This is a genomic window from Zooshikella ganghwensis (genome assembly GCF_018263875.1).
Lineage (GTDB): Bacteria > Pseudomonadota > Gammaproteobacteria > Pseudomonadales > Zooshikellaceae > Zooshikella > Zooshikella ganghwensis.
The window spans coordinates 267760-291618 of the sequence record NZ_JAEVHG010000001.1 but is presented as its reverse complement, the minus strand read 5'-3'; the positions used below and the strand labels follow the sequence as shown (position 1 = coordinate 291618).

Genomic DNA, 23859 nt, shown 5'->3' with positions numbered 1-23859 from the left:
CTGTCACAGGCTAGGCTAAAGCGACTAATGATCTGATAAGTTCAAGTCTTTTTCTGTCACAATATCTGTAATTAACTCAGCAGGCACCACCTCAAAATACTGATTCAGCACATCAACACCGGGTAGCAGAGGCAACTCCAATTCTTCTGGTGCATGTTGCTCTAATGTCAACGCTTCAGCTGTAAGCACCTGCTGTTTAAAGCTTTCACAGACCACATATACTGGTCGTTGATGTGCTTTAGCCGCCAGTGCTAATAAATAACTTCCACTTTTATTCACTACACTGCCATCAGCAAGAATACAGTCAGCACCTAAAACAACAGCATTAACCTTTGGCATAACAATGCCTACTTGAGCTTCAGTAATATAGGTACATGCTATCCCTAGTGCTGACGCATAAGCAGCCAATCGTCTCCCTTCGTTACCAGGTCTCGATTCAGTACAAATAATACGGTAGTTATCTGTTGATAACTGCGCTAATAACTGCTTAATAGTTGAGCTATAACTATGAGTTAGCAGGGTCCCCGAGCGAGGCAGTACGGTTTGTAACAGCTCCACCGCTTCTTGAACTGCGTTATGAGAGCAGTCCACCAACTCCAGAGCGACAGCAGAAGCCTGACGTAAGTCTGTTAGAGAAGTTATTCGTTCCTGCCAGCAACCAATTAAACCTGCTATTGCCCCCATGCAGGGACGAACAGACTTAAGCTGGCTTGCCAGGTTAACAACCATCTGCTGAGCAAGCTGCTTATCAGGTAAACGGTCAGCAAGACAGCAAAAATCAGCTAAAGCCATTAGGGTTTGACGCGCTATTTGGCTTGCACCATCAGTCAGGTTTGAGCTGATTTCCTGGCAAATCTGTTCAGCAAGGCGCTGCAAATCATTTTCAGTTGATACGTTCATCGCTCAATTCCTATCCAGCCATACTGACCCTATAAGTAATTATCGTAAGCCTGACGGTAATTGCTCGTATTTAGTGCTTAGTGGTACACCTCCTAGAATAATCATTACTGGACACACACATTCGTCGCAGTCTCAATGCTAATAAAATGAGGGTCTGCTAACAGTCCCTGGCAAGGAAAAGGTATGAATGGATAAGCCCGCTTCTCTCGCTTCACAGAATTCCAATAACTGCAGCCCCCATACCTCTGCAGCATCAGGTCAATTTTTTTCTTCCACAACTGACCATCAGTCTCACCCACTTTTCCGTAAACTCTTCAGCGTCATTGCTATCATGTGCTGTATTGTTGTCGTGATGGAAGTTGTCACTATTACCACACTCCACGGCATTGTCATTGATGAGCAAAAACAGCACTTACAAAATATGCTTAAATCTCAAGCAATGTTGCTTGAGCGGTTAACGGCTTCATCCTCTGAGCCGCTACAGCCATCACAAACAAGCGACAAAACCACCTCCCCCCACTCAGATAAAACGATCCTTGCGATTCAACAAACATTCAACCAGTTGCGTGAAGGCGAGCAAATATTTCTGCTTGAGCAAACAGATGAGCAGGAATTACGCTATTTTAGTGGTGAAACACTCTCACCAGCACTGAAAACAGGTTTACAGCGCCTGATTCATAACCGACTACAAACGACTCAAATTTCAGACAACAATAAACAGTACATTATTAGCTACCTGCCACTGCAGCAGCACAATTTAAGCTTAGTTGGACTGATTGACTTGAGTGACCTGACAACTTCTTTTTTACAGGCAAGCCTATTATTAGGTGTCGTCACTGTGGTGCTACTGGTTCTTGGTGTGCGCCTGTATCAGCGTCGCATTAACGCCATCATGCAAACACTGCATAATAATGAACAGAAATTCCGTATTTTATTCCACTCTTCCAGTCAGGGGGTTATCGTCTGTGATAAACACCATACGATCCTTGAGTGTAATGAGTCCTCTAGCCACATTTTTCGTGCAGAACGGGATGAGCTTATTGGAAAGTCACTGTTAAGCTTCAGTGCCCCACAGCAACCTACTGGCGAACCCTCCTCAACAGCATTAAAACGCTACTGTGATGCAGCTGCATCTGCTGACGCTCAACAATTTGTATGGCGTGCAGCACGTGGGGACAGTCAGCTTATCCTCGATGTTTACTGGAAAGCACTGTCATTAAATGCTGAACAGGAATCTGTTTTTATTGCGACAATCCGTGACATTACTGATGAGTTTTTAATCCAGCAACAGCTGGAAGAAAAAGACCATCAGCTCCAGTTGCAACGAGAAAAGTTGATGGAGGCGACTCGCTTAAGCACCATGGGAGAAATGGCCGCAGGCATCGCCCATGAAATTAATCAACCACTGGCCGCAATTAGTAGCTACGCTCAAGCCTGTCAACGATTACTCCACCAAAATGCTCACCAGCCTCCTAGCCCACAAGTTGTAGAGTGTCTTACTAAAATCACCTCACAAACCGAACGCGCAAGCCAAGTCATTAGTCATTTACGCGGTTTTATTGGTAAAGCAGCCACCAATACACACATCGTTAGCTGTAATCAACTCGTTACTGAAGCTATTAGCCTTGCGCAACTTGATTGTGGACACCGAAAAATTCCCCTACACTTGCATTTAAGTAAAACTAGCCCACAACTTAAGGTTGACCCTATACTGTTACAACAAGCATTACTGAATTTAATACATAATGCGGTTGAGGCTATGGCCGACTCAAAAGATATCTCTTCAGGTATAACCATCAGTACTCACCAACTGTCGCCTGACTGGGTAGAGATTGCAGTACAAGACACAGGTCGTGGTTTACCTAAAGGTGGCGAAGATTACTTATTTAATCCATTTTTTTCGACGAAAAGCAATGGATTAGGAATTGGCCTCACAATTAGCCACTCGATTATTTCCTCACACGGTGGCAAACTTAGCTATAAAGCTAACCCCAGTGTCGGGGCAACATTTTTTATTACTTTGCCAACGTTTGTGCATTAATTCGATCGGAGAGAATATGCAAGAGCAGGAACCCACTGTTTTTATTATTGATGATGATGAGGCCGTTAGAGACTCATTAAAACTGTTAATGCAATCAGTGGGGCAACGTGTTGAAGTGTTTGCATCCCCTGCTGAGTTTCTAGCATCCTATGACGAAAATCGTCCAGGCTGTATCGTGCTTGATATTCGGATGCCAGGCATGAGTGGTTTAGAACTACAAAGCAAGTTAAACGAAATGCACTGTATTCTACCCATCATTTTCATTACTGGACATGGTGATGTACAAATGGCTGTGCAAGCCATTAAAGATGGTGCAATGAACTTTATCCAAAAGCCTTTTCGTGACCAAGAGCTGCTTGACCTTATTAATGATGGTCTGAAGCTGGACAGTGAACAGCGGAAAGAGTTACTGGAACATAAAGAAATATTAAAACGACTTGCCACACTGACCGAACGCGAGCGTGAAGTGCTTAAGCATGTTGTTGAAGGAAAAGCCAATAAAGTCATCGCTGCCGATATCAACTTGAGTCAGCGCACCGTCGAAATCCATCGCTCACGCGTTATGGAAAAAATGGGTACTAAATCCCTTGCACACCTAGTGCGCCAAGTGATGCAAGTGAAAGATCAGGTTGAACTTTAACGACAATGGTTTGCGTCCCTCCTTTGTAAGTAACACACTAAAGGGTACTTAGGCTAATCTTGGTACCCTTCCACATATTACCTGTTAGGTACATCCCGAATATGAGCCAGTAAAATTACAGATTTTGTACTTAAGGCTCACCCCATAGACTTAGCAGCATGATGGGTTATATTACTTTATCCCATTGAGGTGAACTTTAAAGGTGCTCGCACCCCACACTATGGCTACTCAAGACATTGTATTCAATCCTTAGCCAATTCACCCGATAACGACCAAAATATTTTTTTAGGCCTGATACTGAAGCTTTATGAATGTGGCTATGTCATACAACAAATCTGTGTTTATTATCAATAATGACAGACACACATTAAATACCATCTCTGAAGTCTGTCAGCGTCTTAATATAGAAGCTAAGACGCTAAGCTCTGGAGCACAATTACTGGCAGAGCTTAATCACGAAGCTCCATTATGTATTTTTAGTGCTCCCATTTTAGCCGATATGGACAGCTCAGCTTTATTGCAACATATTCAGCAGTTAAATGATGAACTACCTGTGTTAATGGTTGGTCAATCTGGTGATGTCCACTGTGCGGTAAATGCTATCAAGCAAGGGGCACTGGATTTCTTTACTAAGCCCGTTAACAGTCGCCGTATTCAGATTATTTTACAAGCACTCCTTGCCAAAGATCATGAGTAGTAATAATCAATTACCGGTTAAGCACTAATAACTTAACCCTTTCCACTGAGTCCCGCTTCGACTCAACAAACATCAGTTAAAACTTCACATCAGTTAATGGTAATGCTGTCATTAGATAGCATTTTCTAAGCGTATACTATATATAATTGCTACCCAATACAGTCTCACTACAATGGGTTTTCTATGACAAAACTCCGTGATAAACACCATGAGTTCCGTATAAAAACTTATGAAGTAATCTTTGGTACTGATACTCCCGCAGGTAGGTACTTTGATATCGCCCTGATTTATGCCATCCTGCTCAGTGTTGCCGCTGTCATCTTAGACTCAGTTGAAGCGATCTCTAAAGAATATAAGATCACTTTTCAAACCATTGAGTGGTTTTTTACCTCATTATTTACTATCGAGTACATCATAAGACTTTATTGCTGCCCTAAACCTTGGCGTTATGCACGAAGTTTCTATGGATTAGTTGATCTGCTCTCTGTATTACCTAGTTATTTCGCTTTATTTATTACCCAAGCCAACTTTTTAATTATTATTCGACTATTTCGAGTACTGCGGATTTTTCGGATATTAAAACTAATGCGCTATTTAGGGGAAGCTAACATATTAATGCGCTCAATTTTACTTTCCCGCCGCAAAATTTTTGTGTTTTTAATTTCTGTTATGGTTTTAGTTACTATTTTTGGGTCTCTGATGTACTTGATTGAAGGTCCCCAAAATGGTTTTACCAGTATTCCAAAAAGTATTTATTGGTCTATCGTTACCATTACCACCGTAGGTTATGGCGACATCACCCCCCAAACCATCTTAGGCCAAGCATTATCATCGCTGATTATGATCACAGGCTACGCTATTATTGCTGTACCCACAGGTATTATCACAGCTGAGTTAGCCGTTGAACTTAGACGAGAAAAGGTCATTCATGGTTGTCATAACTGTGGACGGGCAGGACATGATCGAGATGCACAACACTGTAAATTCTGTGGTGCAAAACTGGCCACACACCGGTAGTACACTTAGAACAAGGCCTCATAAAAGGTAAAGTGAGGCCTGGCAGAGTAAGCACCCTCATAGGGTATAGATACAGTCTTTTAATCAGGTAAATACGACAGTTTTATTATTATGCACTAGAACCCTGTCTTCAAGATGATAGCGAAGCCCTCTTGCTAACGCATTTTTTTCACAGTCTTTACCCAGTCGAATCATATCCTCAATACTATCGCGATGACTCACACGAATAATATCCTGCTCAATAATTGGACCTGCATCAAGCTCTTCAGTGACATAGTGACATGTTGCACCAATTAGTTTTACGCCACGCTCATAGGCTTGATGGTATGGCTTGGCACCTACAAATGAAGGCAGGAAACTGTGGTGAATATTAATAATCCGCCCTGCATATTCCTCACACAGCGACGGTGGCAGTATTTGCATATAACGCGCTAATACAATCGTATCCGCATCATGCTCACGAATCAGTTGTGCCACGCGATTAAATGACTTGGCTTTATTTTCTTTATCAACGGGTACATAAAAATACGGGATACCATGCCACTCAACAATCCCTCGTAACGCTTCATGGTTAGCAATAACACAGGGAATATCACAGTGTAATTCACCGGAATGCCAACGATGCAAAAGATCCACTAAGCAATGTGACTGATGACTTGCCATCAAAACCACTCGCTTACGCTCAGCAGAGTCAGTGATCATCCACTCCATGCCAAACTCTTTCGCAATAGGAGCAAACGCTGTACGCAGACCATCTAAATCAAAAGGCAAAGAGTCAGCGCAGATTTCATGACGCATAAAAAACCAGCCCGTTACCGGGTCAGAGTGATGGTTTGCCTCCGTGATAGACCCATTATAAGTCGCGAGAAAGCTGCTTACTTTCGCAACAATACCCACCCTGTCAGGGCAGGCTACAACTAACCGATAAGTGCGTGACATAATGTCCTCAAACAAATCAAACTTCTGCTTTCAAGCCAGACCTCACTGGCAAGCAGCGCATTATAGGCGTTTGCTCAAGTCACTCGCAATGGCAATAATTACGGACTTTCCACAACATTAGCACCCTGCAGTTCAGTTTCTAGCTGCCGCCCATAAGCTGCTAACTGGTCTAAAATATGTAAGCGATCTGGTTCAGACTCCTCCTGCTTTAAGCTTTCAATCCGTTGGTACAGTTCTGCCAATGTCAAAGTGCCCTCTTCCCCACCCAGTAAACGATGACGACGATATGCCAGCCACTCAGCTCTGTCTTCCTCGGTCAGCAGCTCTGGATAATTACGAGCACGGTACCTAAACAGCAGGTCATCCAGTCGCCAGTCCTTAAAGTTTAGCGTTAAGTGAGCAAGATGCTCAGGTTTCTCTTCCCTGACCAACTGCATTTTTTCACGATCCTCCTGAGGCAAAAAACCACCACTATAAAGCATAAGCTCAGGGTCTTGAGTGTCACTTTTAGGAGGATCAGCAAACACCTGCTGTACTTTGGCTATTAATTGCTCAGTGGGGTAATGAGGATTACCTATGAGCAGGTCATAGTGCTGTCTTAATAGCCCCATATCTATTTCTAAGCGTTGAATATCCTCTTCTCGTAGTGTTTTTAAGGGGGCAATCATTGGTGATTTATTGGCATGTACCACTTTCAGGGGAATTTTAACCAGGTTTTCACCTTGCTCAGCTTGCGCAGTAAAAAGTCGGGCTTTTACTGCCTCAACATCCATCTCCAGCAGCGGCGTAGGGTCTACTGACAAGTCATACACAATCACACCATTGCTATTCAACGGGTGCACAGCAATAGGCACAACAATCGCTAAACAACTTCGTGCCGCCGAAAACATCCCTGAGACATGAATAAAAGGCTTATGCTGAACCTGATTTATTTGCTGAAACACAAACCGTTTTTGGCGGAGAGAAAACGCATAGTCATACAAGCGTGGTTGATAGGACTTTATAAGCTTCGCTAAGGCAATGGTTGCGCGAACATCGGACAAAGCATCATGTGCATTTTCATGACAGATATTATTAGCCACCGATAAATGCTCTAAGCGAAAGCTCGGAGTGCCATCAGAAGCTGGCCAGTTGATGCCTTCCGGGCGTAAGGCATAGGTTAAACGCACCACGTCCAGCAAATCCCAGCGTGAGTTGCCATTTTGCCATTCTCTTGCATAAGGATCATAGAAGTTACGATATAATAAAAACCGCGTAACCTCATCATCAAAACGGATAGAGTTATACCCTAGATTACAGGTATAAGGTCGAGCAAGTTGTTGATGAATTAACTGGGCAAATGTTGCCTCATTAACCCCTTCAGCATGCGCAATCTGTGGTGTAATCCCCGTCACCAAACACGCTTCAGGATGGGGCAATGTATCTCCTGCTGGTTGGCAGTACACTACAAAGGGTGAGTCAATTTCATTCAGCTCAGTATCAGTACGAATGCCTGCAAACTGCACAGGCCTATCTCGAGCTGGATCTGCACCAAATGTCTCATAATCATGAAAAAAAAGAGTTGTTTTAGGCATAACAGGCATCTATTCCATTGTCGCTCTCGCAATAATAACACCTGAGCTTATTAGCAGCCATCGCAACCAAAACAGGCTATACACTACAAACTCTCATCACAGTCACCCATCTCTGGTCATGTTCAATAAAAAAAGCCCTACTTATGCAGTAGGGCTTTTTTTAACGCTTACTTTTTACTGATGGATGTTATCCATAATACCTAAGTATAGGGGTAGTACATGATACTACAGCGCTGACAACACTAACCTTGGCGCAGGATCAGTCAGTGATGCAACATGCCAATGATAAATCGCCGTAGATGACTCACTGGCATGAAACTCTTGTGCATTATGCTGAATTGCTGGCAAATCACTCACAATATGTAGGTCACCTTCTATCGTCATCCCCAGCACATTCAACTTATGACGCCTAGATTTTGAGACCTTTAACCCCTTTATCTCAATTGTATTATTTTTCTTTGGAACTATTGATATTAACTTAATGTCTTTAGCTACGAACGCAAATGATTTATCAAGCTGACCATGTTTTTCGTAAGCAACTTTAAACTGACCATGACCAATATAGTTAACCTGTTTAAAGCCAGGATCACGTTTAAGCTCTTCAGCCCATCTCAACATTTCGCGCTCTCGCTCACTACTGATATGTCCCTGCTCAGTTTCATCTGCACGAGCCATAATTGCAGTGAGAATTCCTTCATATTTAAAATCAAATGAAAGATCTTTATGAATAGCAATTTCGGCTGAAAAGCGTTCAGGGAAAAGACAACCAGAAACCCAGAAGCAAATGAATAACAGCAGGTAGCGTAACCGTTTCAAAGGTGACCTCTTCACTTATGCTAGTGTTTTATTTCTCATTTGCGGTGCAAATTAACATCATTAATGCACCAAAAACCACTAACACTATCACATTAATTGCATGGGCTAAATTTAATTTTTTTGAAAGATACGCTTTCATGCTGTCAACATGCCATTAAGCGTTAAGACTTATCAATATGTATAGTGAAGTTTTTTGGGAGAGATTTACCTGGCTGACAAAGACACATTCGTCACGTAAAAAACTACAGGTGTATAATACCAAAAAAACACAGTACTGCTTCACTAATAGAAACAGCACCATGCCTTACTATTTTCACTGAGTCTATATCAAGCAATATTTAACCGAGCTTGCCGTTGAGAAAACCGTAACCGCTGGTAGTTTTGCTCATTTCGTCGCTGCCGGTAGACGCGTAACGCAATGTCAGGTCTATGAGCGGGTATCACTGTAATTAACTCAAAACCCTTTTTGGCTAGCTGTCTGTACATCATCTTATTACCAACCATGCCACAACAAACACTTTGTATGAGATAACTCAAAGCCAGTGCGAGCAGTATGAGCTGCATACCATAGTGAAACAAATAAAGTAAACAAGAGATGTATGCTACCACTATGACACTAATACCAAATAAGGCCAGTAACGGTAGCCCCTTAAAAAGAGCCCACAGCCAACCAAAGTGAAAACCAGGCCATGACCAGCCACGCTTTACCACTTGGATATCATGAGCACTATTTTCAAAAATCATGTATTTATTCATAGCCAGTCCTTTGTTTATTCCCTTCGTAACAGGGATACTTCAAGCTAAAACATGAAATGCTTTAGTGCATAATTCCTTCACACCAAAAATAACTACTGCTTCTCAGGTCTGCGAACAATCAGGGCATCAATCATGCTATGACGCACAACTGCATCATAAAACTCTCTACCCTTTAGTGATTTAATTACAACAAGTGAATCATTAATACTTTCTACTGTTCCCGAGAGCTCCTGACCAGAAGAAAGCACAACAGTGATGGGTTTGTTTTTATACTGAATTAAAATCTGGGATAATGTCTCACCATAAGAGAGATAAGACTCACTTTTCACCTTGTCTGACTTCACACTTTCTGTTTTAGAAGGTGTATCTGCATGAGTTTCACCATAACTTAGCAGGGGCGTCAAACAAAGAGAGAGTACAACACAAATAGGCTTTACAGCATTCCATAACATAGGCAGTTTCCCTTAACGTTTCTAACGCAATACCCTTCACTTAGGGTATATATTCATGTTTAACCAAGATCTCATGATCCTGCTTTTCAATTAAACTTAACGACTCCATTAAATACTTCAACACTCACACAGGAATGAGTGCTGGCAATACCTCCCCCAACAAGCCAACTCGCAAGATTAATACCCTTCACCATTGACTTTTAGACTTACCGACTGTGTTTTGTCACTCGGGACTTAGAGTTAAGTGCATCTAGCTTTTCACATGGTTTTCACATGGATATCAATACACTCAAGGTAAGTTTTAAGCTTCATCACACCATAATGCCTGTCGCCCAAAAACGTCCATGTCACAGGTATACTGTAGTGGAGATTCTGTCACTACAGTAATTCAGCTTGCTACTACGAAGTTGGTATAGCCAGCGTTACCTTTTTCATAGACCCCAGCTATTTGCGTTTTGGTCACATTGAAACGTTTTTATCAAACTCGTCATATTCTTCAATGAATCTCCTATTAATGCCTTTTTAAGAGTGCTTGTAGCCTATACCCTTCGCTTTGAGTATAAATCCCAGGCTTTAATTCAGTTTTAACGTGGTTACCGGTCTTAGAACATATCTTTCACTGAGGTTACTGGCATAACAAGTACTCCGGATTGACTATAGTGTACTCAAACATTGAATAGCAAGACAGGTAAGATTTTTAAATCTTAGAACACACACAAGGTCATGCTTTGAATCACTTCACTTATACGCTTTGTTGTGGGTATAGCATAGTCTCACATTACTTTTTAACTATTTGTGTTGACGAAAACTTACGAAATAATACGTTATTAACATATTTTAACCTTCCGCATTAAATCAATCTAAATAGACCAGATTAACTATAACCAAATCACACTCTTTTATTCATACTCACAAACATTTCCCCCTCGAAAATATACCCAATACGAATGGTTTTTAGGTGCGGCCATCGCGTGACCAAGTCCCATGCGCCTATATTAATAGGTGATTGGGATGAGGAGTGAAGATAACAAAACCTAGAAATCATTCGTGAAGGGTATAGTGTTTTTTTTGTAAGAACAAAAAGGCACTGCGCAGTGGGCCTCAGTATATACGCAATACATCAAGACAAAACAGAAACTCACAAAAAATGCAATGCGTTTTTCTACCAGCTATTTATTATTTGCCACTTAACCAGCAAACATAAAACATTCTGCTTACAACAAATGACTTATATACATAAAATAAATTTTGATCATTTTTTATATCTTATATTATGACCTTAACCTAAAGCATCAAACAATAATTCCTTCAAATATTTCCTCATCAAAACAACCATTTTTTTACGTATCACATCTTTTTATCACCCATAAAACAAGAGAGGTTTTTATGAAAAAACAAATTCTTGTACTTTGTATCACTACATTAATGAGTGGTGTAAGTCTCGCTCAAGGTAATGGCTTTTACCTAGGGGGCAATGTTGGTCAAACTGATTTTGATGAATGCGCCGACGGTTTTAGTTGTGATGAAAAAGACACCGGCTGGAAACTTTATGGTGGTTATCAATTAAACCAAAACATTGGTATTGAAGCAGGTTATTACAACTTTGGCGAAACCACAGGAAAAAATCGTTTTGGTAAATATTCCGTTGAGGCTGAAGGCTTAGGGGTTGCGCTTACTGGAACATTACCCCTTAATAACCAGTTCAGCCTGACCAGTAAAATCGGGGCAATGCGCTGGGATGCTGATGGCCACTATCGGGGCCGTTTTACCAGCGCTAGTGACGATGAAACTGGCACTGACCTGTTTTATGGTGTTGGAGCAAAGTTCGCACTTGCACCTAATATGGATATTGTCGCCGAGTGGGAGCGCATTGACGACGTAAGTGACGTTGATCACGTTGACTTTATTTCTGCAGGTGTTCAGTTAAAATTCTAAGCACTAAGGAACTGCTATGAGTCTCAATGACTCATGGCAGTATCCTAGTAATCAAGTTGGCCTGTCCTATCAATGGATAACAAGACTCATAATATATACCAACACCTTATATTAAGAATTGATGTTGGTGTTAAACGAAATCATCACACACAACTGTTGTCTAATCGCTACAAATACAATTCTCAATTTTTTTCCTATTACCTGTTTCAACCTAGGGGTGACCTTATGAACTTAAAACAGTTATCCATCGTATCCTTTTGTTGTTTAAGCCTGCTTGGCTGCTCTCAACAAGAAGACAGCAACAAGCAAACCCATCAGCAAGTCAAAGCTGAAACACATTCTGAAAGTACTGTCCAACCTGAACAGCCCGAACAAGCCGAACAAGCCGAACAAGCTGGGCATACCATCGAAGAAACCTCAAAAATAAGTATTGTGGGCAATTGGGCATACTCGAAAGAAGATTGTCAAACGGTTAAGACAGACCCTGCAACTTACCACTTTCCACTTGAAGTTACTTCAGAAAAAATTTCAGGTTACGAGTGGTCATGCAACATTCAGAATACCGATAAATATGAAGATGGCTATTGGCACATTCAAAGTCAATGCTCAGGTGAAGGAGAAAGTTATGAAGAACAGTTTTACTTAAAACCTAAAGATGCCAATACATTACTATGGAATATTAAAGACAAAAACCGTATTGAAACTCTTGTTCGTTGCTCCTCGTAAAAGCCACACCATACTATAATAACTTATATGTACCCAATACGAATGGTTTTTAAGTGCGGCCATCGAGTAACGAGACCCCATGAGTCTATAAATAATAGGTGATTGGGGCGAGGACTGAAGATAACAAAACCTAGAAATCATTCGTGAAGGGTATAAAAGCCCATAACCTTGGGCTTTAAATCCCCCTCCACGTTAGGACCTGTTAAGGCTTAAACACTTAAAATTATTTTTTCTTTAATTTTTCATAGGCTAACTCACTAACATCATCACATGTTGATTCAGTTAGCCTAATCAAGTATTCCTTTGCGAGAGGATGCCTATACTCTGATAATAACTCAATTAAATCACATAAAAGGTATTCATCATTAAAACTCAGGATACGTTCAAGAATTTGAGGAGAGCCTTTTTTCCATTTACCCTGTAAGCGACGAACAGCCTCCCATAGTTCATCTTCATCATTACTTGTAGCAATAATTTCCATTGCCTCTGCTTTTGTTATTGACTCACTTTCAATTTTTTTGTTTTATAGCCTCCAGCTTGTAGGCATCTAGGACAAGGACAAGGTTTTTTACCATGCGCATGAGGTTGATACCGCCACCCCATCGGTTTAGGGATTTTTCTTATCTTTATAATCTCCCTTGGTTCAATTTTTCTGTCAATAAAAAATTCATACCCTAGTTTATCCTCAGCATTCATAAATAATGAAATTGCTTTATTTAACTCCATTTTTTCATGTTGCAAATGGTATTTACCAAACCATATTTCTTCATCGTCTGGTATTTTGAAGTCAACAGCTGCAAAATTCTTAATGCCAAACCGCTTAAGTTCCCGCGCCCATTGATGTGATATAAAACAATCTTTCATATGGGGCATAAAAAATACAACATTTCTATAGCCGGGCTTTATACCCGCTCTTTTGATAGCTGCCTCATTCTCTATGCTAGTAATATGCACAAGTACTGCCATCTTTCACCTGCCCCCCTTAATTAAGGGCTATTGTTAATAGGTACAGGTTCAATCCTTTCAATCACATAATCTGTAAGGTTCATTTGGTTATCTAAATTAATTTCTATGCCATCGCCACCTTTATCAGGATCAGCTGGCCCTATATAAATGATATAACCTTCCGCGACTTTCTTTAGTTCCACACGCTGATATTGTAAATTAATACGCTTACTCACTAATCCACTCGGAAGCTCAGAAATCCACTCAACAGAATCCATATTTTCTGAAAAGTCATACCACATCTCAGTCATAATAAGCTCGTCTCTCGTATTAATCTTTTCTATACCCAAAGCGGAGGGCATATCAAGGAAGAGTAAAGGCTAACAACCCGCAAATAGCAAAATTTTAGCATCAGTTGAACCAGTCAAAAAATAAACTGATGGAAATAAAGGGACTTTAATATGCAGAGGCTGTTATAGACATCAGCCCAGGGTGTAAAGAGATAATTATTACAGATAAGTTTATCTTATGCTCAATTAGAATCATTAATTTTACTAATTAATAGTATTTTTATACTCTTTCATCATATTAGAGCAAACATAATAAAAAGAGAAACAAGCGAGATAAACATGAAGATAAAAGTACACTTTCCTTCTGGAAAAACGATGACTTATCACAACATCAATACATCACTTATTAAATCTTTTGATAAAAGCGGGATTAGCTATACAGTCACCCTTAACAAAACCAAAAGCCAATATTCAAACCGATAATATACCCTTCACGAATGATTTCTAGGTTTTGTTATCTTCACTCCTCACCCCAATCACCTATTAATATAGGCTCATGAGGCTTCGTCACTCGATGGCCGCACTTAAAAACCATTCGTATTGGGTATATAAAGAAATAGTTTTGACTGCATGAGGTTTATTTTACAAAACAAGGCCCATTTTAAAATATGGTACGCTAGATTTAAAGAAACGCTCACCAAATGCTTTAAATCCTAAGCGCTGATAAAAGGAACCCGCGGACTCACGCGCATCACACCACAAGTACTGAATCCTGGACTCCCTTAAGTACGTAAGTACATACTCAATCAATGCCGAACCAATACCTTTTCCTTGATAGTCATTCAATGTAGCAAACTTTCGTAATCTTGCCTGAGTGCCATCAATATAAATAGAAGCAACTGAAACCAGCCTCTGATCCAGATAAACACCAAAGTGCATACCTGTTACGTCCTCATCAACACAACAGAACTCAATGGGCTTTTCAGGCCAGAGAACCTGATGCCTTACCGGTAATACATCTTCAGCATTAATTTGCTTTATGTTCATAAGTACCGCGTTTATCCAAAACAGAAATGGGGTCTATTATATACAACCTCATCAGCTCACAACAATAAACTCAAGGCATCCAATGTATTAGCATTCAGATATGTGCTATCTTCTATAGCATTTGCAGTAGACGTTAACGGTTTTTGATTAAATGTTAGACACCGGCAAAACTTATGAAACGCCCGAAGGCATTCGGCTAGAATTAGACGTCGCAGGTCCACTGGTTAGAGTGACTGCGTTTTTGATTGACTTTGTCATTCGGGCTGTTGTCTTTCTAATACTCGGAATTATTCTGGAGATTTTTGGCGACTTAGGCTTTGGCTTATTCCTAATTTTTGCGTTTATTATCGATACCTTTTACGGCGCTCTGTTTGAGACCTTTTATAATGGTCAAACGCCAGGCAAGCGTGCCATGAATATTCAAGTGATTAATGAAAACTTCACCCCTGTCAGTTTCTCCCGTGCTTTTTTGCGTAACCTAATTCGCTATGTCGATTGGCTACCACTGTTTTATGTTACTGGACTGGTGACGATGACATTACGACAAGATTTCAAACGACTAGGCGACATAGCAGCAGGCACGCTTGTTGTTTATAACGAACCAACCGCCAAACTGAATACGTTACCTGACGTAACGCCAATTAAACTGCCCATCTCACTTGCTATTGAAGAACAGCGCGCCATTATTAATTTTGCAGAACGCTACCGTTCAATATCGAATGCAAGAGCAGAGGAGCTTGCCAATATTGTTGAACCGGTCTTCAAGCGTGAAGGTACCTCAGCTGTCACCTATTTACATCAACTAGCCAAGGGTCTGTTGTCATCACAATGAAGCAGCAAGATTTTGAACGACGCTATCAGGCTCAGTGGGACCGTCTGCAAACACTTGCCAAACAAGTCACTAAGGTTTTTCCTAAGCCACTCAGTACTGAGGAAGCGGAAGAATTTATTACCCTATATCGACAAACCTGTAACCATTTAGCATTAGCAAGACAGCGTCAATACAGCCGTTTTTTAACGGAGCACCTTAATCAACTTTCACTTTTGGGCCACCAGTGTCTTTACCGACAACGAATAGGTTTTTGGAGTAAGTTGGGTCGCTTATTTTTGTACGAATTTCCACAACTTATTCGACAGGAGTGGCGTTTTTTTTGGATTGCAACCCTTGCACTTTATTTACCAGCAATACTCTTTGGGTTAGCCGTCTGGATGTCACCTGATGTGTTATACAGCTTTATTGATCGAGAAACGGTTGTCAACTTTGAGTCTATGTACGAGCCATCACGCAAAATCATCGGCTTTGAACGCGACTCAGCTGACGATTTTGCAATGTTTGGTCACTATATAAAAAACAATATTACTGTCGGCTTTCGAACCTTTGCAGGTGGTCTGTTAGCCGGTATTGGCAGTTTAATTATTCTGTTTTTTAATGGATTACTTTTTGGTGGGCTAGGTGCCCATATGATTAATATTGGTTATGTTGAAACCTTTTATTCCTTTGTCTGCGGACATGGTTCCTTTGAGTTAACGGCTATTGCGATTTCGGGCTGTGCAGGTTTAAAGCTGGGATGGGCACTGATAAGTCCTGGCAACCTAAGTCGTAAAGCAGCTCTCATGAAAGCCTCTCAGATCAGTATCAAACTTATTTACGGCGTAATTGGCATGCTGGTGATTGCCGCCTTTATTGAAGCCTTCTGGTCTTCATCTACCCTCTTCCCTGCATACACTAAGTATTGGGTAGCTGTGGGACTGTGGACCATTGTTATCTGCTACTTTTTAGGGGTCGGCCGGAGGTCACATGGATCTGAGTAAAATAACCGTTACTGTCCGCCCTCGTAGTAGCTGGCAAGCGGTTGACTTAGGACTGGCGATGACCAAACGCTGGTTCTGGCCTCCATTAATGGTCAGCTTAATAATCACTCTGCCAATATTTTTACTGCTTTGCTGGTTGTTTAATGATGAACCCTATTGGGCTGTGGTGATTATCTGGTGGTTACAGGGGATCTGGGAAAAGCCCACACTGTTTTACTACAGCCGATTACTTTTTGGGGAGTCACTGAGTTATCGCCAATTGCTTGCTGCTGCAGGTAAAACCTGTCGTATTCAGTGGTTTTCCTCACTCTTGTGGCGACGAATTAGCCCCCACCGCTCATTTAATTTACCAGTCAGTGTATTGGAAGAATTAAATGGCTCCAAGCGCCGTAGACGTCTACAAATTCTCCATATACGAGGTGGCGCATCTATTTTATTAACACTGATTCTGCATGGATTATTATGGCTTTTTTTACTCGCCACCATTGCTTTTATTAATATGATGATTCCGGATGAAGTTGTTCAACATCAAGACCGTTTAGCTTTTTTTGGTCTGTTTTCAACAGACATCGCGCTCTGGCTTGGCTGTATACTGATGTATATCTTTATCGTTTTATTTAATCCATTCTATATTGCCTGCGGCTTTTCATTGTACATCAATAGCCGTACTCACCTAGAAGCTTGGGATACTGAAATTGCCTTTCGTCGTTTACTGGCTCGTCACCAACAATCTCATCTGGCAACCACTAAGCTTGCTAGTATTCTCGCCTGGGGAGCAGGCATACTGCTTACCACCTGTTTGAGCTTACCTAACGCAAGCTGGGCACAAACATCAGCAACAACAGAACCCAATAAACCTAAAATAGTCGCCAAACAGCAAATTAATGAAATTCTCGCAGACCATGACTTTGGCTACCACAAAAACATCACTAACTATCGTCTACCTGACTTTAATTTAAAAAAAGATGTTCCAGAACCAGAACATGATCTCGACTTTTCTGGCATAGAGTCCTTTATTAAAGGCATGGCCCAATTAATTGAAATTTTATTATGGGGTGCAGCCATTGCGTTAGTCGTCTTTTTACTTTACCGCTATCGTCGCTGGGTTAATTATTTAGTACCTAAACAGTGGCGTTGGAAAAAGACACCAAAAGCACAACCCATTACAGAAATAATGGGTTTGGATATACGACAGTCACACTTACCCGATGACTTGCTTGCCCACGTTCGTACACTGAGTAACCATAACCCCCGGGAAGCCTTAAGCTTGTTATACCGCGGGACGCTGAGTAAATTACTTCACAATTACCAGCTTCGTTTTCAATCTTCTCATACTGAAGGTGAGTGTTGCCAACTTGTAGAGAAAGACACCCCCCAGTTCAGTGATTTTTTTCACCAGCTCACCCTGTGCTGGACCACGACGGCTTATGGACATGAGCTACCTGACCGATCGGCGCTATTAGCACTTTGCCAACAGTGGCAACAGTTATTTATGCAGGGTGACCAATGAATCGTAAAGCATCATTTGAAGTCAATTGGCCCATCCTCATTATTTTAGGTTTCATATTGCTTTTTGTAGGTCTCTTCTGGTTAATGCTAGAACCCTATGACGACACTGAGTGGGTACCACCTTCTACAGAAGCAAGACTGAATGAATACCTTGCGGCTGAGCGTTTTATTAAGCGAAACAATATCCATATTGAAAGCCATAAAAACTTAAAGCTACTGGATAATCTACCTAAAACCAGTGATGCCATCATTTTAAGCAGTTCCAGAGCTTCTTTGTCAGAGCAGCGCCGTCAGCAATTAGATACCTGGGTTCGCAATGGTGGGCATTTATTAGTCAGTTATAGCGAGCCATGGTTATTTGACGATCAGGTACTTGACCCGCTGTTGGAGTCTTGGGGAATTAAAGCCGTCTATCTTCAAGACGACGAACGTAATACTTTACAGCAAAAAAAATCATCCAAAAAAACTGAAAGTGACAATACCACAGAAGACGTACCTCTGTGTAAAACACCGGTTCGTTTACCCAATACATTAATCTGGCCGACTGAAAAAGAACCATTGACCATTGATTTACAAACAAGCTTTGGTTTAGTCAACACACAAGGTGAGTTACTGTTAAAAAACAGTGTTGAACCACCATATCAGCTCATTCAAAAAACCATTGGTGATGGCCGTGTCACTGTGCTGACATATATGGGTATTTGGCAAAATGATGAAATTGGTGATTATGACCATGCTTATCTTTTACGCTTATTATTAGCTGATCACACTTCTGTTTGGTGGCTTTACGGGTTGGAATACCCATCTCTATGGCAACTATTAGTACAGCACGCACTGCCTATACTGTTTTCACTGGCTGCATTTATTCTTTTTTTCTGCTGGTATCATGCCAAGCGCTTTGGCCAGACAAAACCAGAAGCCAGCCCAGAACGACGCCAGTTACTCGAACATTTACAAGCTGTCGCTAGTTTCTTCTGGCGTAATAAGCAATCTGGTTACCTCATTAACACTTTAAAGCAACAAGTAGAGCAACGTATTCGCTTGCATCACAAACAATACAGTGAGCTGTCTCAAGTGAAACAGTATCAATTATTAGCGACATTAAGTGGCTTACCTATTGAAGAGGTGCAGTGGACAATGTCCCAGGACACCTTACACAATGAAATTGAATTTATTCGTGTTACTAAAAACCTGCAACATATCAGGAACCAGCTATGAGTAGCCTTAATCCAGAAATATTCAGCAAGGCCTCTGAACAAGTTAATGCCATACGTACCGAAATTAATAAAGCCGTCATTGGGCAAGAGTCTGTCGTTGACCAAGTCCTGATGACGTTACTTGCCTCAGGTCATGTACTAATCGAAGGGGTTCCAGGTTTAGGGAAAACACTACTGGTGAGAGCATTAGCCGCTTGCTTTGGCTGTAAATTCGGGCGTATTCAATTCACTCCTGACCTCATGCCGAGTGATGTCACAGGCCATGCAATATACGACATGAAAAGTGAAGAATTTAAAATACGTCGTGGGCCAGCCTTTACCAACTTATTGCTCGCCGATGAAATTAACCGAGCCCCTGCAAAAACCCAAGCGGCTTTACTGGAAGTCATGCAGGAAAAACAAATTACTATTGAAGGTCGTCCCTTACCTCTTCAACCACCTTTTATGGTGTTAGCGACTCAAAACCCGATTGAACAAGAAGGTACTTACCCATTACCAGAAGCAGAGCTGGACCGCTTTATGTTGAAAGTAAGTATTGACTATCCTTCTCTTGAGGCGGAAAAAAACCTTGTTTCATTGGTGACGACAAATAAGTTATCTGATGTACTCGACGTCTCTGAGTTACAACAAGTTGTTTCGCCAGAAGGCGTTATTCAGTTACAAAAAGTGACGGCGCAAGTTGATGTAGATGACCAGGTACTGGATTACGCTATTCGGATTATTCACGCCACACGTGCTTGGCAAGGGTTAAACCATGGTGCTGGGCCACGGGGTGGAATTGCCTTGATTCGAGTAGCACGCGCTAGAGCGTTACTAAGAGGACAGCACTTTGTTACACCAGACGATGTCAAAACGGTTGCGCCTGCTGCTTTGCGACATCGACTAGGCTTAGCGGCAGAGCTGGAAATTGAGGGACTTTCTGTAGAGGAAGTGTTGAAAAATCTACTAGACAGTGTTGCTGCTCCAAGATCATGACACCAAGTAAACGCTTACTTTTTCTGTCCGGTGGCATCACTATTGCCACCTGTCTTATTTTTATCGGTAACCTTTTTGGGTATAACCTCAATTTTTTAGAAACCTATGGACACTATCTTTTTGCCGCAACCCTTATTCTGTTATTAATTGACAGCCTAACGCTAATCAAATCACCCGTTTTACATATTGAGCGTGAAGCCCCAGCATCAATGTCGCTGGGTGAGTGGCATAAAATAAAGCTGATCATGACCAATACAGAGGACAGCCCACAACTGTTAAGTGTTATTGATGGGTATCCTCAAGGTCATGAAGTTAAAAACCTACCCCAAGATATAACCATTCCACCCGCAAAGCGGCTGGTAATACACTACGAGTTACGCCCATTACATCGTGGTGAATACAGCTTCACACCTTGCTATATTAAAAGCTTTAGTCTTATAGGGCTATGGCAGCGCCAGTTTTGCCTAGGACCCTCCACGAAAACCCGTGTCTATCCTAACTTTGCTGCCATCAGTCATTATTTATTATTGGCGACGGATAATCACGTCAGCCAGATGGGCATTCGCCAAAAACCTCGGCGCGGAGAAGGTCTGGAATTTCACCAGTTACGAGAATACCGTGAAGGTGACAGTATGCGCCAAATTGACTGGAAGTCGAGTGCGCGAAAACGTAAGCTGATTTCCAGAGAATACCAGGACGAAAGAGACCAGCAAATTATCTTTATGCTCGACTGCGGTCAGCGTATGCGCACACAAGATGGTGACCTCAGCCATTTCGACCATTGTTTAAACGCTATGCTACTGTTGGCGTATGTTGCGCTAAAGCAAGGGGATGCAGTAGGCCTTATTACTTTTAGTGGACAACACCGCTGGTACCCACCTACCAAAGGCCTGCACACCATTAATCAGTTACTTAATCAAGTCTACGATTTGCAGGCAACAACACAGGCCAGTGATTATTCATCTGCAGCTAAACATTTAATGCAATATCAACCAAAGCGTTCATTAATCATCACCTTATCTAATGTGCGAGATGAAAATGCGGATGATTTAATTCCAGCCTTAAAGCTACTTCGTCGTCGGCATTTGGTTCTACTGGCTAATCTGCGGGAACATATTCTGGATACCTTGCATACCCAACCCATTGAAGACTTTAATGGTGCATTAAATCATGCGGCCAGTGAAGTCTATTTAAAACAGCGCAAAGCCTTACATGACCAATTAATCAGCCAGTCAATTTTTACTCTGGATAGCCTGCCCGAAAAACTCCCCCCTGCGATAGTGAATCGATACTTGGATATAAAACGGAGTAATCAATTATAATCCTTTAAGCTAATCGTATGAACAAAAACTCAATAAGCATACCAGTAATGGAATGGGCTGCTAAAGTAATGGTTGACCATGAAATTGATTTCATATTCAAGAGGTAACGAAATGGAAGTAGAAGTCATTGATTTTGCCCCCATTGGTTCAGATGAACGTGGTGTAACCAAAAAATTTAGTATAAAAGATTATGGCCAGTTTGTTTTCTTAACGCGAAAAGCAGGCTCAATCAGTGGGAATACATACCACGAAGGCAAAAACATTGGTACTAAAGAAAAAACCTTCGTGCTTATATCTGGAAAAGTAAAGCTCTTATATCGACTCCATGGCACATCAGAAATCAAAGAACAAATTATCGATGAGCATAAGGTAATTAAAGTTTTTCCAAATGTCGTTCATAAAATGGAAGCGTTAACGGACATTATCATTTTAGAAAACAATTCGATTGAAGATATCGCCAATGATCGCATTCGTGAAGCTGTTTAACTTATCTGCTGCAGAATGCAGCAAACAGTTCAACGAATACTACCCACCTTTGTCTTATCATACCCTACAATGAATTAGGATTATTTTTTATTTAAATGTGACCAGAAGATAGCAAATGGTGGGTGTGCAATGCTTGATTCATGCATTGCATTGGTACAATCTTTATTTTCACTAGTTACAAATATACCCAATAGGAATGGTTTTTAGGTGCGGCCATCGAGTGACGAAGCCCCATGAGCCTATGTTAATAGGTGATTGGGATGAGGAGTGAAGATAACAAAACCTAGAAATCATTCGTGAAGGGTATATGTTTATATACAATTTCCCTGTAGGAGACATCAGGTAGTATCATATTAAACTACAACATTCATCGCTAAATACTAAGGGAGGGAGGGTTTGTATTGTACTTTCTTAAACCAGGGATAAAAAAATATCCTGAAAAAAGGTGGCATCTACCGGACCGTATTTTTTTTAGCTTTGGCGCATGTCATATTTTAGCCGGGGTTTTCCTTAAAAAATTCTCAGATAAAGGCTTTTATGCTTTGAGGATTTTGCCTAAAGCCGGATTCTATGGGAACCACATTTTTGTCACTGATGGTATTGTTGCTTTTGACTTTCATGGCTATTCGCTCAAAAACCAGCTAATAGCTCACTTTCGGAAAGGCTGGTCTGCACGTTATCCAGGATGGGATGCTCACATAGAAGTGGTTGACTTTCCACTACTTGATACCGATAGTCTCAATCAGCGGAAAATGCTTGGTCCAAACCAATACTTATTCAACCCCATTAAAAGAGCTGAGCAGTTTCTTAATCGATTTGATCATGAGCATCTGATTGCAAAAGTTTTAAAGAAAGCTTGCTGAGAGATTCATTTCATGGCTAACCTATTAAACCAGACGGCCTTCATAGGCTTCTGGCCCAATTGATTTTAATCTATCAGACTAAAATCAGTTTCAGTTTTTGACTTTGTAGCCAAGTGATATCTACTTCAGGTATACCTTGATTCGTTATGACAGTAGTAAAGTCATCAATCTTACCCAACGTTGTGGGGCATATTTTTCCGAATTTACTGGCATCAGTCAGAATAATATTACGCTGTTTTTTCTTCAAAATAGCATGTACGACATCTGCACGCATCATATCGCGACTGGTAAAGCCTGTATTTTGATGAAAACCATCCACACCAATAAATGCCGTACTAAAATTAATATTCTCAATACACAGTTTCGTCAATGGTCCAACTAAACTTTCACTTTGCGACTGGTAAACACCACCCAGCAAAATAATATCGATATGATCATTTTTAAGTGAGTGCGCTATATAAGCACTTGGGGTAATGATAGAAACATCACCACGCTGTGCTAATGCTTTGGCGAGTAATGCATTAGCACTTCCTCCTTCAATTAATACGGTCTCCCCCGGTAATACTAAATCCGCCGCATGTGCTACTAACCGCTGCTTTACATCAAAGTGAATTGTCAACCGTTCATTAACATCATCGGTCTGTACCGAAATAGCCCCCCCATGAACGCGTTTTAAGTGGGCTTGCTGCTCCAGATAAGAGAGGTCACTGCGAATAGTAACCTCTGAAACACCTGTGTGGGCTGCTAGCTCACTGACCGTTAACCGTTTATGTTCATTGATTAAATGGATAATTTCCAGGTGTCTTGCGTTCACAGTGCTCCTTAAAGCTTTCTATATCACTACCTATAACACTCTTTTTAAAGACAATTTATCTATACGGTACTTAGCGTACTAAATGA

25 protein-coding genes are annotated in these 23859 nt (G+C 41.2%); 14 read left to right on the top strand and 11 right to left on the bottom strand.

Annotated elements, in window-relative coordinates:
* Window positions 1-24 precede the first annotated feature (24 nt).
* A complete protein-coding gene (locus KHS79_RS01220; protein ID WP_212715984.1) occupies window positions 25-900 on the bottom strand; it encodes a translation initiation factor eIF-2B in 876 nt (291 codons plus the stop codon).
* A 187-nt stretch (window positions 901-1087) separates the two neighbouring features.
* Here KHS79_RS01220 and KHS79_RS01215 point away from each other — a divergent pair, with 187 nt between their 5' ends.
* The 4 genes from KHS79_RS01215 to KHS79_RS01200 all read left to right on the top strand — a co-directional run bounded on the left by KHS79_RS01215 (window position 1088) and on the right by KHS79_RS01200 (window position 5295).
* Window positions 1088-2941, top strand: coding sequence for a PAS domain-containing sensor histidine kinase (locus tag KHS79_RS01215; RefSeq protein ID WP_212715983.1), 1854 nt, complete (start codon window positions 1088-1090; stop codon window positions 2939-2941).
* Between the two features lie 16 nt (window positions 2942-2957).
* Window positions 2958-3581 (top strand): response regulator transcription factor, encoded by a 624-nt coding sequence (locus KHS79_RS01210; RefSeq protein ID WP_027709248.1) that lies wholly within the window; start codon window positions 2958-2960, stop codon window positions 3579-3581.
* A gap of 319 nt (window positions 3582-3900) precedes the next feature.
* Window positions 3901-4278: a response regulator gene (locus KHS79_RS01205; RefSeq protein ID WP_169719818.1), complete on the top strand. Its 378-nt coding sequence runs from the start codon at window positions 3901-3903 to the stop codon at window positions 4276-4278.
* Window positions 4279-4461: 183 nt separating this feature from the next.
* Window positions 4462-5295, top strand: a complete 834-nt coding sequence (locus tag KHS79_RS01200) for an ion transporter (protein WP_027709246.1) — start codon at window positions 4462-4464, stop codon at window positions 5293-5295.
* Between the two features lie 84 nt (window positions 5296-5379).
* On the opposite strand, the gene purU is transcribed toward KHS79_RS01200, so the two are convergent.
* The 5 genes from purU to KHS79_RS01175 form a co-directional block, all read right to left on the bottom strand.
* Complete coding sequence (purU, locus tag KHS79_RS01195) at window positions 5380-6234, bottom strand: formyltetrahydrofolate deformylase (protein WP_038291783.1); 855 nt, start codon at window positions 6232-6234, stop codon at window positions 5380-5382.
* A gap of 98 nt (window positions 6235-6332) precedes the next feature.
* Window positions 6333-7808: an exodeoxyribonuclease I gene (sbcB, locus tag KHS79_RS01190; RefSeq protein WP_212715981.1), complete on the bottom strand. Its 1476-nt coding sequence runs from the start codon at window positions 7806-7808 to the stop codon at window positions 6333-6335.
* A gap of 225 nt (window positions 7809-8033) precedes the next feature.
* Window positions 8034-8624, bottom strand: a complete 591-nt coding sequence (locus KHS79_RS01185) for a hypothetical protein (protein ID WP_212715979.1) — start codon at window positions 8622-8624, stop codon at window positions 8034-8036.
* Window positions 8625-8951: 327 nt separating this feature from the next.
* On the bottom strand, window positions 8952-9380 hold the full coding sequence (locus tag KHS79_RS01180; RefSeq protein ID WP_212715977.1) for a DUF2628 domain-containing protein: 429 nt from the start codon (window positions 9378-9380) through the stop codon (window positions 8952-8954).
* Between the two features lie 92 nt (window positions 9381-9472).
* Complete coding sequence (locus KHS79_RS01175; protein WP_027708519.1) at window positions 9473-9832, bottom strand: hypothetical protein; 360 nt, start codon at window positions 9830-9832, stop codon at window positions 9473-9475.
* A 1386-nt stretch (window positions 9833-11218) separates the two neighbouring features.
* On the opposite strand from KHS79_RS01175, the gene KHS79_RS01170 reads away from it, so the two are divergent.
* Together KHS79_RS01170 and KHS79_RS01165 are read left to right on the top strand one after the other, a co-directional pair.
* Window positions 11219-11767: an outer membrane beta-barrel protein gene (locus tag KHS79_RS01170; RefSeq protein ID WP_212715974.1), complete on the top strand. Its 549-nt coding sequence runs from the start codon at window positions 11219-11221 to the stop codon at window positions 11765-11767.
* A 225-nt stretch (window positions 11768-11992) separates the two neighbouring features.
* Complete coding sequence (locus KHS79_RS01165; RefSeq protein WP_212715972.1) at window positions 11993-12493, top strand: hypothetical protein; 501 nt, start codon at window positions 11993-11995, stop codon at window positions 12491-12493.
* Between the two features lie 223 nt (window positions 12494-12716).
* Here the strand turns inward: KHS79_RS01165 and KHS79_RS01160 are convergent, their stop codons facing one another.
* The 4 genes from KHS79_RS01160 to KHS79_RS01145 all read right to left on the bottom strand — a co-directional run bounded on the left by KHS79_RS01160 (window position 12717) and on the right by KHS79_RS01145 (window position 14775).
* Window positions 12717-12974 (bottom strand): hypothetical protein, encoded by a 258-nt coding sequence (locus tag KHS79_RS01160; RefSeq protein ID WP_212715970.1) that lies wholly within the window; start codon window positions 12972-12974, stop codon window positions 12717-12719.
* A 14-nt stretch (window positions 12975-12988) separates the two neighbouring features.
* Entirely contained in the window at window positions 12989-13459 is a 471-nt protein-coding gene (locus KHS79_RS01155) for a hypothetical protein (protein ID WP_212715968.1), read from the bottom strand.
* A 20-nt stretch (window positions 13460-13479) separates the two neighbouring features.
* Window positions 13480-13749 (bottom strand): hypothetical protein, encoded by a 270-nt coding sequence (locus KHS79_RS01150; RefSeq protein WP_157365474.1) that lies wholly within the window; start codon window positions 13747-13749, stop codon window positions 13480-13482.
* A 621-nt stretch (window positions 13750-14370) separates the two neighbouring features.
* Window positions 14371-14775 (bottom strand): GNAT family N-acetyltransferase, encoded by a 405-nt coding sequence (locus tag KHS79_RS01145; RefSeq protein WP_212715965.1) that lies wholly within the window; start codon window positions 14773-14775, stop codon window positions 14371-14373.
* Window positions 14776-14926: 151 nt separating this feature from the next.
* On the opposite strand from KHS79_RS01145, the gene KHS79_RS01140 reads away from it, so the two are divergent.
* The 8 genes from KHS79_RS01140 to KHS79_RS01105 all read left to right on the top strand — a co-directional run bounded on the left by KHS79_RS01140 (window position 14927) and on the right by KHS79_RS01105 (window position 22959).
* Window positions 14927-15607 (top strand): RDD family protein, encoded by a 681-nt coding sequence (locus KHS79_RS01140; protein ID WP_027708524.1) that lies wholly within the window; start codon window positions 14927-14929, stop codon window positions 15605-15607.
* On the top strand, window positions 15604-16587 hold the full coding sequence (locus tag KHS79_RS01135) for a stage II sporulation protein M (RefSeq protein ID WP_027708525.1): 984 nt from the start codon (window positions 15604-15606) through the stop codon (window positions 16585-16587). Before KHS79_RS01140 ends, KHS79_RS01135 begins: the two co-directional genes overlap by 4 nt.
* Complete coding sequence (locus tag KHS79_RS01130; protein WP_212715963.1) at window positions 16574-18097, top strand: DUF4129 domain-containing protein; 1524 nt, start codon at window positions 16574-16576, stop codon at window positions 18095-18097. The genes KHS79_RS01135 and KHS79_RS01130 overlap by 14 nt, the downstream gene beginning before the upstream one ends.
* A complete protein-coding gene (locus KHS79_RS01125) occupies window positions 18094-19314 on the top strand; it encodes a DUF4350 domain-containing protein (RefSeq protein WP_094788310.1) in 1221 nt (406 codons plus the stop codon). Before KHS79_RS01130 ends, KHS79_RS01125 begins: the two co-directional genes overlap by 4 nt.
* Window positions 19311-20288, top strand: coding sequence for an AAA family ATPase (locus tag KHS79_RS01120; protein ID WP_212715961.1), 978 nt, complete (start codon window positions 19311-19313; stop codon window positions 20286-20288). Before KHS79_RS01125 ends, KHS79_RS01120 begins: the two co-directional genes overlap by 4 nt.
* The gene (locus KHS79_RS01115) at window positions 20285-21610 is read left to right on the top strand and encodes a DUF58 domain-containing protein (RefSeq protein ID WP_094788312.1); all 1326 of its coding nucleotides are present in this window, start codon (window positions 20285-20287) and stop codon (window positions 21608-21610) included. The genes KHS79_RS01120 and KHS79_RS01115 overlap by 4 nt, the downstream gene beginning before the upstream one ends.
* A 111-nt stretch (window positions 21611-21721) precedes the next feature.
* On the top strand, window positions 21722-22096 hold the full coding sequence (locus KHS79_RS01110; RefSeq protein WP_094788313.1) for a polysaccharide biosynthesis C-terminal domain-containing protein: 375 nt from the start codon (window positions 21722-21724) through the stop codon (window positions 22094-22096).
* A gap of 401 nt (window positions 22097-22497) precedes the next feature.
* Window positions 22498-22959: a hypothetical protein gene (locus KHS79_RS01105; RefSeq protein ID WP_094788314.1), complete on the top strand. Its 462-nt coding sequence runs from the start codon at window positions 22498-22500 to the stop codon at window positions 22957-22959.
* A gap of 73 nt (window positions 22960-23032) precedes the next feature.
* On the opposite strand, the gene KHS79_RS01100 is transcribed toward KHS79_RS01105, so the two are convergent.
* On the bottom strand, window positions 23033-23773 hold the full coding sequence (locus KHS79_RS01100; RefSeq protein WP_094788315.1) for a DeoR/GlpR family DNA-binding transcription regulator: 741 nt from the start codon (window positions 23771-23773) through the stop codon (window positions 23033-23035).
* Window positions 23774-23859: the final 86 nt, after the last annotated feature.